Origin of the sequence: Streptomyces sp. NBC_00988 (assembly GCF_045162645.1) — a bacterium.
Lineage (GTDB): Bacteria > Actinomycetota > Actinomycetes > Streptomycetales > Streptomycetaceae > Streptomyces.
Genome location: NZ_CP108730.1, coordinates 2,834,225 through 2,849,006, shown reverse-complemented (window position 1 = coordinate 2,849,006; position 14,782 = coordinate 2,834,225). Strand labels below are relative to the sequence as shown.

General features: G+C 70.9%; 15 protein-coding genes. 9 read left to right on the top strand and 6 right to left on the bottom strand.

What is annotated here, in order from left to right; all coding sequences use genetic code 11:
• Positions 1–11: 11 nt before the first annotated feature.
• A complete protein-coding gene (locus OG496_RS12890; RefSeq protein ID WP_405970969.1) occupies positions 12–527 on the bottom strand; it encodes a nuclear transport factor 2 family protein in 516 nt (171 codons plus the stop codon).
• A 181-nt stretch (positions 528–708) separates the two neighbouring features.
• On the opposite strand from OG496_RS12890, the gene OG496_RS12885 reads away from it, so the two are divergent.
• Positions 709–1,449 carry an SDR family NAD(P)-dependent oxidoreductase gene (locus OG496_RS12885; protein ID WP_405970968.1) on the top strand — a complete coding sequence of 247 codons (741 nt, stop codon included), beginning with the start codon at positions 709–711 and terminating at the stop codon, positions 1,447–1,449.
• Between the two features lie 56 nt (positions 1,450–1,505).
• On the opposite strand, the gene OG496_RS12880 is transcribed toward OG496_RS12885, so the two are convergent.
• A complete protein-coding gene (locus tag OG496_RS12880; RefSeq protein ID WP_318015009.1) occupies positions 1,506–1,685 on the bottom strand; it encodes a hypothetical protein in 180 nt (59 codons plus the stop codon).
• Positions 1,686–1,800: 115 nt separating this feature from the next.
• On the bottom strand, positions 1,801–2,676 hold the full coding sequence (locus OG496_RS12875; protein WP_405970967.1) for an undecaprenyl-diphosphate phosphatase: 876 nt from the start codon (positions 2,674–2,676) through the stop codon (positions 1,801–1,803).
• Positions 2,677–2,996: 320 nt separating this feature from the next.
• Here OG496_RS12875 and OG496_RS12870 point away from each other — a divergent pair, with 320 nt between their 5' ends.
• The 3 genes from OG496_RS12870 (at position 2,997) to OG496_RS12860 (ending at position 5,871) form a co-directional block, all read left to right on the top strand.
• Positions 2,997–4,193 (top strand): Gfo/Idh/MocA family protein, encoded by a 1,197-nt coding sequence (locus OG496_RS12870; RefSeq protein WP_405970966.1) that lies wholly within the window; start codon positions 2,997–2,999, stop codon positions 4,191–4,193.
• Entirely contained in the window at positions 4,190–5,128 is a 939-nt protein-coding gene (locus tag OG496_RS12865; RefSeq protein WP_405970965.1) for a PmoA family protein, read from the top strand. Before OG496_RS12870 ends, OG496_RS12865 begins: the two co-directional genes overlap by 4 nt.
• Before the next feature lie 131 nt (positions 5,129–5,259).
• A complete protein-coding gene (locus tag OG496_RS12860; protein WP_405976620.1) occupies positions 5,260–5,871 on the top strand; it encodes a cupin domain-containing protein in 612 nt (203 codons plus the stop codon).
• A gap of 9 nt (positions 5,872–5,880) precedes the next feature.
• Here OG496_RS12860 and OG496_RS12855 read toward each other — a convergent pair whose 3' ends face one another.
• Complete coding sequence (locus OG496_RS12855; protein ID WP_405970964.1) at positions 5,881–6,366, bottom strand: winged helix-turn-helix transcriptional regulator; 486 nt, start codon at positions 6,364–6,366, stop codon at positions 5,881–5,883.
• 127 nt (positions 6,367–6,493) lie between these two features.
• Here OG496_RS12855 and OG496_RS12850 point away from each other — a divergent pair, with 127 nt between their 5' ends.
• Entirely contained in the window at positions 6,494–7,663 is a 1,170-nt protein-coding gene (locus OG496_RS12850) for a thiolase family protein (protein ID WP_405970963.1), read from the top strand.
• A 4-nt stretch (positions 7,664–7,667) separates the two neighbouring features.
• On the opposite strand, the gene OG496_RS12845 is transcribed toward OG496_RS12850, so the two are convergent.
• A complete protein-coding gene (locus tag OG496_RS12845) occupies positions 7,668–8,513 on the bottom strand; it encodes a TVP38/TMEM64 family protein (protein ID WP_405970962.1) in 846 nt (281 codons plus the stop codon).
• 50 nt (positions 8,514–8,563) lie between these two features.
• On the opposite strand from OG496_RS12845, the gene OG496_RS12840 reads away from it, so the two are divergent.
• The 4 genes from OG496_RS12840 to OG496_RS12825 all read left to right on the top strand — a co-directional run bounded on the left by OG496_RS12840 (position 8,564) and on the right by OG496_RS12825 (position 13,014).
• Positions 8,564–9,286, top strand: coding sequence for a DNA alkylation repair protein (locus tag OG496_RS12840; RefSeq protein WP_405970961.1), 723 nt, complete (start codon positions 8,564–8,566; stop codon positions 9,284–9,286).
• A 282-nt stretch (positions 9,287–9,568) separates the two neighbouring features.
• Positions 9,569–10,738, top strand: coding sequence for an elongation factor Tu (gene tuf, locus OG496_RS12835; RefSeq protein ID WP_405970960.1), 1,170 nt, complete (start codon positions 9,569–9,571; stop codon positions 10,736–10,738).
• Between the two features lie 179 nt (positions 10,739–10,917).
• Positions 10,918–11,769, top strand: a complete 852-nt coding sequence (locus tag OG496_RS12830) for a patatin-like phospholipase family protein (protein WP_405970959.1) — start codon at positions 10,918–10,920, stop codon at positions 11,767–11,769.
• A 399-nt stretch (positions 11,770–12,168) separates the two neighbouring features.
• Positions 12,169–13,014: a spermidine synthase gene (locus OG496_RS12825; protein WP_405970958.1), complete on the top strand. Its 846-nt coding sequence runs from the start codon at positions 12,169–12,171 to the stop codon at positions 13,012–13,014.
• A 434-nt stretch (positions 13,015–13,448) separates the two neighbouring features.
• Here the strand turns inward: OG496_RS12825 and OG496_RS12820 are convergent, their stop codons facing one another.
• Positions 13,449–14,762: an MFS transporter gene (locus tag OG496_RS12820; RefSeq protein WP_405970957.1), complete on the bottom strand. Its 1,314-nt coding sequence runs from the start codon at positions 14,760–14,762 to the stop codon at positions 13,449–13,451.
• Positions 14,763–14,782 lie beyond the last annotated feature (20 nt).

Genomic DNA, 14,782 nt, shown 5'->3' with positions numbered 1-14,782 from the left:
AACCGGTCGTATCAGTGGACCACGGCTTCCGGGCGCCGCTCGGGAAGGCGCCGCCACTTCTCCTCCACGACGACCTCGGTCAGCCGCCAGCCGTCGTCCGTGCGCAGCAGCCCGAACGCGTACCGCCCGCCGCACACGAAGTCGGGCGCGGTGGAGGAGTCACTGGCACCGTTGCTGTCACTGTCGCCGTTCTCGTCCTTGGCGAAGCGCATCGGATTGACGTAGTCGGCCTGGACGCGTGCGGTGTCGTCGGTGTGCTGGTCCAGGGCGCCGAAGCGGATCCGCCGGTTCACGATCAGATGCTGCCGCATCGAAAACAGTTGCAGGCTCTCCGCGAGCCATCCGGCGACCTGTTCCGCGTTCCCCTCGATCCCTCCGGCGGACCGGTAGTCGGCACGCCCGTCCGGGGCGAACAGTTTCCGGTACGCCTCCCAGTCGCCGTCGTCCACCGCCACCGCGTATTCGGTGATCACTTCGTCCACGGCCAGCCGGTCCATCACAATCGCCAGTTCCACACGCTGCGTCATCGGCTCAGTGTTGGCTACGGAGCGTGTCGCGCCAAGAGGGACGCGGATACAAGGTGGGGAACATTCGGTGGTGTTCGACGGTTCTTCGCCGCCCTTCGCCGATCTTCGTCCCGATCTTCGTCCCGATCTTCATCCTGGTCTTCGTCCCGATCTTCATCGGTTTCCGTCGCGAGGAGTACTCATGAAACGTCTTGTCACGGTCGTCACCGGGGGCAGCCGGGGGATCGGCGCCGCGACCTGCCGACGGCTCGCGGAGGACGGGCACGACGTGGTCGTGGGCTACCTCCGGGACGCGCAGGCGGCCGAGGAAGTCGCGGAAGGGGTACGGCGGGCAGGGGCCCGTTCGGTGTGCGTGCGCGGGGACACGTCCGTCGAGGCGGACGTGGAGCGGCTCTTCACGGTGGCCGAGAAGCAACTCGGCCCGGTCACAGGCCTGGTGAACAACGCCGGGGTGACCGGCCCGTTCGGCCGCCTCACCGACACCGACCCCGCCGACCTGCGCCGGGTCGTCGAGGTCAACTTGCTCGGCACACTGCTGTGTTCGCGCCGCGCCGCGCAGGTGATGGCATCCCGGGGCAACGGCGTGATCGTGAACGTCTCGTCCGCCGCCGCGACCCTCGGCAGCCCCGGTGACTACGTCCACTACGCCGCGACGAAGGCCGCCGTTGACACCCTCACCCTGGGCCTGGCCAAGGAACTAGGCCCCGACGGCATCCGCGTCAACGCGGTCGCGCCCGGTGTCATCGACACGGAGATCCACGGGAGGTCCGGCGACCCGGACCGCCCCGAGCGCTTGGCGGCGTCGATCCCGCTGCGCCGCGCCGGTCAGCCCGAGGAAGTCGCCGCGGCGATCGCCTGGTTGATGTCACCGGAGGCGTCCTACGCGACGGGAACGGTGGTGCGGGTGTCGGGCGGGCGATGAGCCCAAACCGGTGCGGCTCGGCCGGGATCCGGTGCGATTCGGCTGTGATGTTCCGGTCAGGCGGCCGCGATGACCTCGTCCCGTATCGCCGCGGCCCACTCGACCACCAACAGCTCGTATTCCTCCCGCTCCTGGGTCGAGAGCGAGCCACCCGCACGCAGCCAAAGTGCCCGGATCTGCTCGTTCACCTCGGAAGCAGACCGCACGGAACCAGGGGCCACGAAATCGGGGGACATGCGAACAGCCTAGGGGCAAGGACTGACACTGCGCTACCGGACGGCTACTCAGACCGTATGGGGTTGGTCACGGGCGGGGGGAGCGGAGCGTGGCAGGCCCTGCGTATGCGGCAGTTCAGCCCGCCGACTCCGCCGCGTGCGGGCTCAGTGCGCCCGCCGTCACCAGCGCGATGATGACGATCCCGAGGGCGACGCGGTAGTAGACGAACGGCATGAAGCTCTTGTGGGAGATGAACTTCATGAACCAGGCGATGACCGCGTATCCGACGATGAACGCGATCACCGTCGCCAACATTGTCGGCCCCCACGCGACGTGCCCTTCCTCCGCCGCGTCCTTCAACTCGAAGGCGCCCGAGGCGAGTACGGCCGGCATGGCGAGGAGGAAGGAGTAACGGGCCGCTGCCTCGCGGGTGTAGCCCATGAAGAGGCCGCCGCTGATGGTCGCGCCCGAGCGGGAGACGCCGGGGACGAGGGCCATCGCCTGGCAGAGGCCGTAGAGCAGGCCGTCCTTGGTGTTGAGGTCCAGCAGGGTCTTGCGCTGCTTGGGGGCCCGGTGCCGGCCGCCGTTCTCGTCGCGGGCCGCGAGGCGGTCGGCGATGCCGATGACGATGCCCATCACGATCAGCATCGTGGCGGTGACGCGCAGATCGCGGAACGGGCCCTCGATCTGGTCCTTGAGGGTCACGCCGAGCACGCCGATCGGGATGGAGCCGACGATCACCAGCCAGCCCATCTGGGCGTCGTGGTCGCGGCGCATCTCCTTGTTGGTGAGCGACCGGAACCACGCGGCGAGAATCCGCCCGACATCCTGGCGGAAATAGATCAGCACCGCCGCCTCCGTGCCGAGCTGTGTGATCGCCGTGAAGGCCGCGCCCGGGTCCTCCCAGCCCGAGAAGGCCGCCGTCAGCCGCAGATGCGCGCTGGAGGAGACGGGGAGGAACTCGGTCAGCCCCTGGACGAGTCCGAGGATGAGGGATTCAAACCAAGACATGGAGTTACGGCGTCCAAGTGCTGATCGTGGAGGGGCAAAGGACACACCAAAACGCCGCGCGCGGTGAACGAGTGTGTGTGAGGGGCAGCGTAGCGTCCCGGTGTGACAGGCCCGACACAGGGGTTTCACGGCGGTTGTGGGACTCCGGGCGCAAAGGTTTCAGGGCCGTTGCGCGACTCCGTACACAGAGGTTTCACGAGTGGTCCGACGACTCCGGGTTCGCGGTGTTGACCAGCTGCGGGGGCGGCGCATACGTTGCAGCGGAGGAAAGCGCTTGCTGCACGCGCTCGCTGTTCCCCGGAGGAGTGCTGATCACGACCATGTCCACACCCGCCACCAACCCCGGGGCGTTCCAGCCCTTGCCGCCGCTCACCGGCCGACGCATCAGGGCCGCCGTGGTCGGCGCCGGTGCCATCGGCCGCGGTTCCCATTTTCCCGCGCTCGCCCGGCTCGCCGAGGAGGGCGAGACCGAGGTGGTCGCGGCCGTTGACATCGATGCCAAGTCGGTCGAGTCCTTCTGCGCCGAGGCCGGGATCCCGCACGCCTACACCGACCTGGAGCAGATGCTCCGGGAGCAGCGGCCCGACCTCGTCACCATCTGCACTCCGCCCACCCTGCACCGCGCGCAGACGATCGCCGCGCTGCGGGCCGGCGCCTGGGTCTGGTGCGAGAAGCCGCCGGTGCCGACCCTGGCCGACTTCGACGCCGTAGAGAAAGAAGAGGGCGCAGAGGGTGCGGAAGAGGGGGCGGCCGGCGGGCCGTACGCCTCGATCGTCTTTCAGCATCGTTTCGGGTCGGGCTCCCGGCATGTGCGCCGCCTGCTCGCCGAGCAGGCCATGGGGCGGCCGCTCGTGGCGCACTGCCAGACCACCTGGTACCGCGACACCGCTTACTACGCCGTGCCCTGGCGCGGACGCTGGGAGACCGAGGGCGGCGGACCCGCCATGGGACACGGCATCCACCAGATGGACCTCCTGCTCGATCTGCTCGGGCCGTGGAGCGAGGTGAAGGCCATGGCCGGACGCTTGGTCCACGACGTGGAGACCGAGGACGTCTCGACCGCGCTGGTCCGCTTCGAGAACGGCGCGATGGCGACCGTCGTGAACAGCGTCCTGAGCCCCGACGAGGTCAGCCGTATCCGCATCGACTGCGAGCGCGCGACCGTCGAACTCACCCACCTGTACGGGCACAGCAACGACAACTGGCGCATCACGCCCGCCCCGGACGTGTCGGGCGAGGAGGCCGCGGCCTGGCAGGACTTCGGGCCGGACGTGCCGAGTTCGCACCTGGAGCAGCTGCGTGAACTCGTCGTGAGCATGCGGGCCGGCGAACGGCCGCGCAGCAGCGGCACGGACGGGCGCACCAGCCTCGAACTGATCACCGCGCTCTACAAGTCGGCGTTCACGGACACGACCGTGCGGGCCGGCGAGATCGGCCCCGGAGACCCCTATTACACGGCGCTGCACGGCGGCGCCCCCGGCTGGGCGCCCGTGGCGCGCGAGGAGGTGCCGGCGTGACCGGCCTGCGTATCGTCCATGCCCACGGGGACCGCATCACGGTGACCGAACCGGCCACCGGCGTCGAGCTGTTCAGCTATGTGTACCGGCCCGAGGCCGCCTGGGAGGCGCCGAAGCCGTACCTCCACCCGATCAGGACGCTGGCCGGCGACGTCGTCACGGACTACCGGCCCAACGACCATCGCTGGCACAAGGGCCTGCAGTTCACCGCCTCGCATCTGTCGGGCACGAATCTGTGGGGCGGCAACACATACGTTCACGGCGAGGGGTATCTCGAACTCCCGGAGCGGGTCGGGTCGATGGCCCATGTCGCCTTCGACGAGATCGACGTCCACACCGACTCGGGCGCCGAACGTCTCGTCATCGCCGAACGGCTGACCTGGCACCCGTACAGCGGTGAACTCTGGGCGGACGAGCGGCGCCGGATCGAGGTGCACGACATCGACGCGGAGTCGGGTTCGTGGGCGCTGACCTGGACGAGCGCCGTGACCAACCGCCGTGACGAGCCCCTGCTGTTCGGCAGCCCGACCACCCACGGGCGCGAGTCGGCCGGCTACACGGGCCTCTTCTGGCGCGGCCCGCGCGCCTTCCGCGACGGCCGGATCATCGGCCCCGACGGCGAGGGCCCCGAGCTGATGGGCTCCCAGGGCCCCTGGCTCGCCGTCTCCGGCGAGCACGACGGCACCGACGGCCACGCGACCATCGTCTTCGCGCACGCCCCCGAGAACGACCACACCGGCGCCCAGGGCACCCACCCCGATCACTGGTTCGTACGCAACGAGCCCTTCGCGGGAATCGCCCCCTCCTACGCCTTCTACGACGAGCTGGTGCTCGACCCCGGCGACACCCTCACCCGGCGCTACCGGATCGTCGTGGCCGACGGCGCGTGGGAGCGGGAGGAGATCGCCAAGTACCTGGAGGCGCGCCCGTGGTGAACCCGTCTGTGGTGAACACAGGGGCCGCCGAGGGCTTCTCCGGTCTGCCGGGCGGGGTCGCCGTCTCGCATCTGTCCGTCTACGACTGGCCCGCCGAGGCCGACGGCGGTGTGTGCGGCGGAACTCCCCATATGCACCTGACCTGTTCGGAGGGGTACGTCGTCACCGGCGGGCGCGGTGCGGTGCAGACGCTCACGACATCCGGGTACGAGGTCACGCCTCTCGCGGCCGGAACGGTCGCCTGGTTCACGCCGGGCACCATCCATCGGCTCGTCAACGAGGACGACCTGCGCATCACCGTCCTCATGCAGAACAGCGGCCTGCCCGAGGCGGGGGACGCGGTACTCACGCTGCCCCCGCAGTACCTCACCGACCCGGAGACGTACGCCTCCGTCACCGTGATCCCGGCCGACGCGCCCGAGGCCGAGCAGGAACGGGTCGCCCGGGCCCGGCGCGACCTCGCCCTGGAGGGCTACCGGGCGCTGCGCGACGCCGAGGGTCCGGAAGCGCTGGCCGCGTTCCACCGGGCCGCCGCTGCTTTGGTACGGCCCCGGCTCGCGGAGTGGCGCGAGCGCTGGGAGCGGGGCGCGCGAGCCGCGGCTACGGCCACGGGGGAGCAGCTCGACCGGCTCGAACAGGGTGACTTCTCCCACCTCGCCGGTGCCGTCGTACGGGCCGAACAGCCGTCCGCGTACGGGAAGTTCGGGATGTGCGGGCGGTTGGACGTCTACAAGGGGACGTAGGTCTGGATGTCAGGCCGCCGTCGGGCCTGTCACCGTCCAGCCGGGTGTCTGCGGGTGGGCCGTCAGGTCCTCGTGGCGGACCGGGTTGCCGCAGGCCGTGCAGGTGACGGCGGGGATCAGTTCGTTGCCGCAGATGTGCTCGATCACCATGGGGCGGTCGAGCTGATCCCTCCGGAGATGGCGGTCGCCCCATGCCATGAGAGTCATCAGGACCGGCTCCAGTTCGAGCCCCGCCTCCGTGGGCCGGTACTCGAAGCGCTGCGGGTGCTCGCTGTAGGTCCGCCGGGTCAGGATCCCGGCGTCGACGAGGCGGCGCAGCCGGGTGGTCAGGACGTCGCGCGGGGCGCCGATGTTGCGGACCAGCTGGTCGAAGCGGCGATTGCCGAGGCACACCTCCCTCAGGACGAGCAGGGAGTACTTCTCGCCTACGAGTGCCAGCGCGTCGGCGATCGAGCAGGGGCGCGGGGCTTTGTTCTTGTCTTTGGGGGCGGCCATGGTGCCCAGTCTAGGGGCGATTCACTAGTGGGTTTGATTTTCCAACTGACGGAGCTATGGTGAGTTTGGATTTCCTACTCACTGGTAGTTCTGGCTGTTGTGTTCTGATGTCATGGAGGCCCGTCCCATGCGTGACGCAGTGATCGTCGAAGCCGTACGCACGCCCGTAGGCAAGGGCAAGCCGAACGGCTCCCTCGCCCAGGTCCACCCCGTCGAACTCCTCTCGCACACCCTGCGCAGCCTCGTCGAGCGCACCGGGATCGACCCGGCGGTCATCGATGACGTCATCGGCGGCACGGTCACCCAGGTCGGTGAGCAGGCCGTGAACATCACCCGGCAGGCCGTACTGTCGGCAGGCTTCCCGGAGTCGGTGCCCGCGACCACGGTGGACCGCCAGTGCGGCTCGTCCCAGCAGGCCGTCCACTTCGCGGCGCAGGGCGTGATCTCCGGGGCGTACGACATGGTCGTGGCCTGTGGAGTGGAGTCCATGGGGCGGGTGCCGATGGGGTCGAGCGTGCTGCCCGGCACGGACCCCTTCGGCCCCGGTGTCGCCGGGCGCTACCCGGAGGGCCTCGTCCCGCAGGGCATCAGCGCCGAACTCATCGCCGCCAAGTGGTCGATGACGCGCGACCAGTTGGACGCCTTCGCGGTCTCCTCGCACCTCAAGGCGGCCGCCGCCTGGGACGCGGGCCTCTTCGACGCCCAGGTGGCACCCCTGGCGGGGGCGACGCGCGACGAGTGCGTACGGCCCGGCAGCACCCCCGAGATACTGGCCGGCCTCAAGCCCGCCTTCTACGACGCGACGTACGCCGAGCGCTTCCCGCAGATCGAGTGGAACATCACCGCCGGCAACTCCAGCCCCATCAACGACGGCGCCTCCGCCGTGCTCATCACGTCGAGCGAGACCGCGGCCCGGCTCGGGCTGCGCCCGCTCGCCCGGCTGCACAGCTTCGCCGTGACCGGTTCCGACCCGCTGCTCATGCTCACCGGCGTCATCCCGGCCACCGAGAAGGTGCTGCGCCGGGCGTCGCTCACTCTCGACGACATCGACCTGTTCGAGGTCAACGAGGCGTTTTCCAGCGTCGTGTTGGCCTGGCAGCAGGAGACGGGCGCGGATCTCGCCAAGGTCAACGTGCACGGCGGGGCCATCGCGATCGGGCATCCGCTCGGGGCGAGCGGTACGCGGCTGACGACCACGCTGGTGCACGCGATGCGGGACCGGGGAGCGCGTTACGGCCTGCAGACGATGTGCGAGGCGGGGGGCCTCGCCAACGCGATGATCATCGAGGCGGTCTGATCCCTCACTGGGCTCGCAGGTGGTGGCGCTTGCGCCAGGCCACCACCGCGCCGCCCAGAGCGGGCAGGGCGATGCAGGCCATCGCGATCAGGAAGGCCGGCGACGTGGGGCTGGAGGCGCGGGCACCCGCGACGACGTAGGCGGCGGTGTTCGGGATCGAGCCGAGTGCCGTCGCGAGCAGGAACGGCGTCCAGCGCATGCGGGAGACGGCGGCGCAGTAGTTCACGCCCCAGAACGGCAGCCCCGGGAAGAGCCGCGCCGCCATCATCGAACGGAAGCCGTGCCGGCTGAGCTGGCCGTCCGCGGCCTTCAGCCAGCGGCCCCGCAGCAGCGGGCGCAGCGCTTCCTGGCCCAGCACACGGCCCAGGCCGAAGGAGATCCCGGCGCCGAGCACCGTGCCCGCCAGCGCCGCGCCGGTGCCCAGCTGGGAGCCGAACAGCGCGCCCGCCGCGAGGTTCAGCAGGGGGCGCGGTACGAACGCCACGCTGCACAGGCCGTACGCCGCCGCGAACACCAACGCGGCCATGGCACCGCCGAGTTGGGGCGGCCAGCCGTCGGAGAGCAGGCGCTGCGGGTGGAAGAGCAGCACGGTCGACGCCGCCCCGGCGAGCAGCACGAGGAGCAGTGACAGCCGCGACCACGGCGAGAGCAGGGCTCTCGTGCAGCGCGCGGCGAAGCCGGTCGGGACGACGGGCAGCAGAGGCGCTACGGCCATGGCCGCGGGGACGGTCACGACGGCGGCGAGTGCCGTGCCAGTGACATGGGCAGTGGCCTGGGGATTGGCCTGGGGAGTGGCCGTGGCGGTGCCAGAGCGGGTGCCCCCAGAGTCGGTGGCGGCATCGGCGAGCATGTCGGCGACACTAACCGACCTGTGTATGTGATCGCCGTATGGTTCGTCTCATGAGCGTCACAGGTGCGGGCACCGTGCGGGTGCCGGGCAGCGTTCTCGCGGACACCGTGCTGGAGCGGCTCACGGCCACGTACGCCGCCGCGGCCGACCCGGAGCGGGCCGTGCCCATGCGGGCGTACATGAAGGACATCGCGCCCTTCCTGGGCCTCACCACACCCGTACGCAGGGCGTTGTCCCGCACGGTCCTGGACGGCACACCTCACCCCGACGAGGCCGACTGCACCGCGATCGCCCTGCGCTGCTGGGAGCTGCCGGAGCGCGAGTACCAGTACTTCGCGGTGGACTACCTGCGCCGCCATGTGAGGCACTGCACGTCCGGCTTCCTGCCGGTCGCCCGCCACCTCGTCTCGACGGTCCCCTGGTGGGACACCGTCGACGCACTCGCCTCCCACGTAGTGGGAGGCCTGGTGGCCGCCGACCCGAAGCTGACGTCGGACATGGACGCGTGGATCGTCGACGAGGACATGTGGGTCGCCCGTACGGCCCTCCTCCACCAACTGCGCTACAAGGAGCGCACCGACACCGAACGCCTCTTCGCGTACTGCCTGCGCCAGTCCGGGCACCCTGACTTCTTCATCCGCAAGGCGATCGGCTGGTGCCTGCGCGAGTACGCCAAGACGGACCCGGAGGCGGTACGCGGCTTCCTGGCCCGGGAGAAGGGGCGGTTCGCGCCGCTGTCGGTGCGCGAGGCCCTGAAGAACGTCGGCGCCTGACGTCCCACGTACTGATAAATCGTTCGACGCCGGGCAAAGCGTCGGCAATGATCGGCCACATGTTCCGGTACGCCTTCCACCTCGCAGCATCCGCGGTCGCGGATGCCCCGAAGGCTGCCGTTCCCGTTCTCGCTTCTGTTCCAGCGGCCGCAGTCGACGGCGCCCGAAGCTGACCCTCTCCGGATCGTCCGGCGGACCCCGCAGGGGGAGGGTCGGCGAGTCCTCGGGGTCCCGTTTTCACCACTGGGCTTTTCACCTCTGGAGAGGCTTCGAGGTACCGCCATGTCCAAAACGGCATACGTCCGCACGAAACCGCATCTGAACATCGGCACGATGGGCCATGTCGACCACGGCAAGACCACCCTGACCGCCGCCATCACCAAGGTCCTCGCCGAGCGCGGCGCGTCCACCTTCGTACCGTTCGACCGGATCGACCGGGCGCCGGAGGAGGCCGCGCGCGGCATCACCATCAACATTGCGCACGTCGAGTACGAGACCGACACCCGGCACTACGCGCACGTGGACATGCCCGGCCACGCCGACTACGTCAAGAACATGGTCACCGGGGCCGCGCAGCTCGACGGGGCGATCCTCGTCGTCTCCGCGCTCGACGGGATCATGCCGCAGACCGCCGAACACGTGCTGCTCGCCCGGCAGGTGGGCGTCGACCACATCGTGGTCGCGCTCAACAAGGCCGACGCGGGCGACGACGAGCTCACCGACCTGGTGGAGCTGGAGGTCCGCGAACTGCTCACCGCGAACGGCTACGGCGGCGACTCCGTACCCGTCGTACGGGTGTCCGGCCTCAAGGCCCTTGAGGGGGACCCCCGTTGGGAGGCGTCGATCGACGCGCTGCTCGACGCCGTGGACACCTATGTGCCCATGCCTGAGCGGTATCTGGACGCGCCGTTCCTGTTGCCGGTCGAGAACGTGCTCACGATCACCGGGCGCGGGACCGTCGTCACGGGTGCGATCGAGCGCGGCACGGTCCGGGTGGGCGACCGGATCGAAGTGCTCGGCGCCGCCGTCGACACGGTGGTCACCGGCCTGGAGACCTTCGGCAAGCCCATGGCGGAGGCGCAGGCCGGCGACAGCGTGGCGCTGCTGCTGCGAGGTGTCCCACGCGACGCGGTCCGTCGCGGGCACATCGTCGCGGCGCCCGGCAGCGTCGTCCCCAGCCGCCGCTTCTCGGCGCAGGTGTACGTCCTGTCGGCCCGCGAGGGCGGTCGTACGACCGCGGTGTCGACCGGCTACCGGCCGCAGTTCTACATCCGCACGGCGGACGTGGTCGGCGACATCGACCTCGGCGAGACTGCGGTCGCCCGCCCCGGCGACACCGTCACGATGTCGGTCGAGCTCGGCCGTGAGGTCCCGCTGGAGCCGGGGCTCGGCTTCGCGATCCGCGAGGGCGGGCGGACGGTGGGGGCCGGGACGGTGACGAAGGTGGGCTGAGCGGGGTCGGTTGAGCGGGGTGGGTGCCCGTCCCTTCGGGGGCGGGCACCCGTGTGTGTTCTGCGGCGGGTGCCCCCGCTTGTCCGAGGTCAGGGGCTCGTATCCGTGATTGTCAGTGGCGTGCGCAAGACTTGATCGTGGCGGCAGTTGCGGCGAGGCGTGGGGAAGGTGAGGGCACCATGGCGGGCAAGGCGCTTGTGCTGGGCGGCGGGGGCAGCAGTGGGATCGGCTGGATGGCCGGGATGCTGTACGGGCTGGGCGAGGCCGGCGTCGATCTCTCCGACGCCGATGTCGTGATCGGTACGTCGGCGGGTTCGACCGTCGGGGCCCAGCTGCGGGCCGGCACGCTCAAGGAGGTCTTCGAGCGTCAACTCGCCGCCCCCGAGGGCGAGATCGCCGCCCGACTCGGTATCGGGCTGTTGCTCCGCTACGCCTTGGCGACGGTGACCTCGCGCACTCCTGAGGCGTACGGGCGGAAGATCGGCCGTATGGCACTCGCGGCCAGAACGCCCAGCGCGGCGTCCCGGCGCGCGGCGATCGAGACCCGGCTCGTCTCACCGGAGTGGCCCGACCGCGCGCTGCGCATCACCGCGGTCGACACGGTGACCGGTGAACTACGGGTCTTCGACAAGGACAGCGGGCTGCCCCTGGGCGACGCCGTGGCCGCCAGCTGCGCCGTCCCCGGGGTGTGGCCGCCGGTCACCATCGAGGACCGCCGCTGGATCGACGGCGGCATCCACTCGGCGGCCAACGCGCAACTCGCCGAGGGGTACGACCAGGTCGTCGTCCTCGCGCCGATGACCCTCGGCGCTGGCCCCCTGGTGTCTCCAGCCGCCCAGGCTCGGCGACTTGTGGAGCGGGGTGCGCGTGCGGTCGTCGTGTCGCCGTCCCCGGAAGCGAGGCAGGCGTTCGGCCGTAATCCGCTCGACCCTTCCGTGCGGGCGGGTGCGGCGCGGGCGGGGCGGGAGCAGGCGGCGGCGCTTGTGGGGGAGGTGGGGGAGGTCTGGGGGACTGGCGGGGCGGGTGGGTGATCGGCTTGTTGGATCGCTGAAGGGCTGAAGGGCTGAAGGGCTGAGGGGCGGGTTGGCGGGTTGAAGACGCCGGGCTGGTTGAAGCAAGTGAGCATGGGGCGGGTATCGGTGGGGTGCGCGGACGGTTGGTAAGGGCGTGGGCTGACCGCCGGCGGTGCTGATCTCGCGGGCTGACTGGAAGATGCAGGCGTGGGCGCGCGCGACGGCCGGACCGCGCGGGGCGCACGGTGCCGGGATCACGCAGGCCCGCGCTCACCGGAATCGGCCGCACAGCCTGCGCCCGCGTCCCGCACATCAGCGCTCCACGCGCACTCCTGTGCCCCGCAGCCAACCACCGCACGAGCCCACCACCAGCCCACCGCGTCACCTTCCACCCCGGTGCCCCGGCACAATGGACCGGTGAACGAGCCGATACCCGTGACCCGGGACGTAGATCACGGGGTCGCCAAACTCATGCCCGACGTGGATCGGGAGCGGGCCTGGCTGCTGACCGTCGACGGGGCGCCCCAGTCCTACGTGGACCTGGACGCGCCGACGCACCTGGAGTTCGAGTACACGCGGCGGCTCGGGCACGTGCTGGACACCCTCGCGGAGCCGGGGCGTCCACTGGACGTACTGCACCTGGGCGGCGGGGCGCTCACGTTGCCCCGGTACGTGGCGGCGACCCGGCCGGGTTCGCGGCAGGACGTGGTCGAGGCCGACGTGGGGTTGCTGGAGTTGGTCGCCGAGCACCTGCCGTTGCCGGACGGCGCCGGTGTCACCGTGCACGGCGCCGATGCCCGCGCCTGGCTGGAGGCGGCGCCGGACGGTTCGGCGGACGTGATCGTCGCCGATGTCTTCGGCGGTTCACGGGTCCCGGCGCACCTCACATCCGTGGCGTACGCCCGCGAAGCCGAGCGCGTCCTGCGGGCCGACGGCGTCTACCTGGCCAACCTCGCGGACGGCGCCCCGTTCACGTTTCTGCGTGCCCAACTCGCCACGTTCGGCACGGTGTTCCAGGAACTGGCGGTGATCGCGGAACCGGGCGTACTGCGAGGCCGCCGCTTCGGCAACGCGGTACTCGTCGCCGCGCACCACCCGATCGACACGGCGCCCCTGACCCGCCTCGTCGCCTCGGACGCGTTCCCGGCACGGCTCGAACACGGGCCTGCGCTACGGGAGTTCATCGGCGGCGCACGGCCGGTCCGGGATGAGGATGCCGTCCCGTCGCCCGAGCCCCCGCACGGCGCGTTCGGTATCGGCTGAGCTGACTCCCGGCCTCCCGGGTAAGCCTGCCGCGGCTCGAACGTCGGCTCGGGCTGGGGGAGTTAACAGGTAGTGCGCGGCTGGTCTGAGGTGGGGATTGGTTGACCGGGCTCTCGTGGCCCTGCACGTTTTCCCAACGCGGCTCGAACGCAGGCCTGCGCTACGGGAGTTCGTCGGCGTTGCGTGGCCGGTGCGCAATGAGGTTGCTGTGCCGTCAGCTTGCAGCCTGGGACGCCTTCCCGCCGCGCCCCGAACACGAGCCTGCGCTAAGGACTTCACCGGCAGTACGCGAGCCACCCGCGACGAGAGCGCCGTACCGCGCCACCTCAACGCGCCGACCCGCAGCCCCGCCCGCCCTCCCCACACGCCCCGAACACAGCCCCACCCCACGGCACTTCACCGCCGTACACACGCCCCGCCCCCCGGCCCCACCATCACCCAAGCCCCTCAACCGCCCGCCCCGCATCATCGACCGCCCCACCCACACTCCCCAGCGTCCCCTTCACGTCGCTCACCCCACCCCGTCGCCGCAGATTCCGTACCTCCGGGACACACAGCACCGCCCCCGTCACCACCGTGACCAGAGCCGCGCACCCCCACAGTGCGGCCGTACGTCCGAAGGCCGACTCCGTCGGGCCCGCTGCCGCTGCGGCGAGGGGCATCAGGGCGATGGAGCCGAACCAGTCGTAGGCGGAGATGCGGGAGAGTTTGTTCTCGGGGATCTCCTGGTGGAGGGCGGTCATCCAGCTCACTCCGAAGATCTCGACCGTCGTGCCCGCGACGAACATCACCGCGAACAGGACGCCGATCGGGACCGGGACGGCGAGCGCGGCGGACGGGAGGGCCAGGGGGAAGATGCCGAGCATGCCCGCCAGGAGGAGGCGGCGGGGTTTCCAGCGGGTCATCAACAGGGCGCCGGCGACCGTGCCCGCGCCGAATGCCGCCAGGGCCAGGCCCCAGGGGCCCGCGCCGCCGAGGCTGTCGCGGGCGACGAGTGGGCCGTAGACCGCGTCCGCCGCGCCGACGACCGCGTTGGCGATGGAGAAGGCCACGACGATGGACCACAGCCACGAGCGGCCGATGAACTCCCGCCAGCCGTCCCGGAGATCGGCCAGCATTCCACCGCCCGGTGCGCGCGGCGGGATGTGGCTCACGTCGAGGAAGGAGCGGAGGGCTCCGGCGATCGCGAACGCCGCCGCGTCCACCGCCAGTACCCAGCCCGGGCCGACCGCCGCGACCAGCGCGCCGCCGAGGGCCGCGCCGCCCAGCGACGCGCCCTGCATCGCCATCCGGAAGACCGCGAACGCCCGGCCCGCCTGTTCGCCGCTCACCGTGGACATGAGCATGCCCTCGGCCGCCGGGCCGAAGAACGCCTGGCCGGTGCCGCCGAGCGCGGTCAGCACCATCATCTGCCAGAGGTGGGGGTCGCCGGTCAGGACCAGTACCGCGAAGGCCGCCTGCGAGACGCAGCTGAGGGCGTTCGCCGCGACCATGACGTGGTGGCGCGGCACCCGGTCCGAGATCGCGCCGCCGATCAGCAGGAACAACACCAGCGGCAGCGTGCGCGAGGCGGCCACCAGACCCACGTCACCGCTGTCGCCGCCCGCGTCCAGCACGGCGAACGCGGACGCGATCAGCGCGCCGTTGCCACCGAGACCGGTCGCCACCGCGGCGGCGGTCAGCAGGGTGTAGTTGCGGCCCGCCCAGTCGGGTCGGTGCGGTCGGCGGGAGGCGGGGGTGGCGGTCACCGGCCGACTATCGCCGCCCA

Bases quoted from the DNA above. Each gene is read 5' to 3' on its own strand.
- OG496_RS12890 (WP_405970969.1), bottom strand. From the start codon at position 527: ATGACGCAGCGTGTGGAACTGGCGATTGTGATGGACCGGCTGGCCGTG.
- OG496_RS12885 (WP_405970968.1), top strand. From the start codon at position 709: ATGAAACGTCTTGTCACGGTCGTCACCGGGGGCAGCCGGGGGATCGGC.
- OG496_RS12880 (WP_318015009.1), bottom strand. From the start codon at position 1,685: ATGTCCCCCGATTTCGTGGCCCCTGGTTCCGTGCGGTCTGCTTCCGAG.
- OG496_RS12875 (WP_405970967.1), bottom strand. From the start codon at position 2,676: ATGTCTTGGTTTGAATCCCTCATCCTCGGACTCGTCCAGGGGCTGACC.
- OG496_RS12870 (WP_405970966.1), top strand. From the start codon at position 2,997: ATGTCCACACCCGCCACCAACCCCGGGGCGTTCCAGCCCTTGCCGCCG.
- OG496_RS12860 (WP_405976620.1), top strand. From the start codon at position 5,260: ATGCACCTGACCTGTTCGGAGGGGTACGTCGTCACCGGCGGGCGCGGT.
- OG496_RS12855 (WP_405970964.1), bottom strand. From the start codon at position 6,366: ATGGCCGCCCCCAAAGACAAGAACAAAGCCCCGCGCCCCTGCTCGATC.
- OG496_RS12850 (WP_405970963.1), top strand. From the start codon at position 6,494: ATGCGTGACGCAGTGATCGTCGAAGCCGTACGCACGCCCGTAGGCAAG.
- OG496_RS12845 (WP_405970962.1), bottom strand. From the start codon at position 8,513: ATGCTCGCCGATGCCGCCACCGACTCTGGGGGCACCCGCTCTGGCACC.
- OG496_RS12840 (WP_405970961.1), top strand. From the start codon at position 8,564: ATGAGCGTCACAGGTGCGGGCACCGTGCGGGTGCCGGGCAGCGTTCTC.
- tuf (WP_405970960.1), top strand. From the start codon at position 9,569: ATGTCCAAAACGGCATACGTCCGCACGAAACCGCATCTGAACATCGGC.
- OG496_RS12830 (WP_405970959.1), top strand. From the start codon at position 10,918: ATGGCGGGCAAGGCGCTTGTGCTGGGCGGCGGGGGCAGCAGTGGGATC.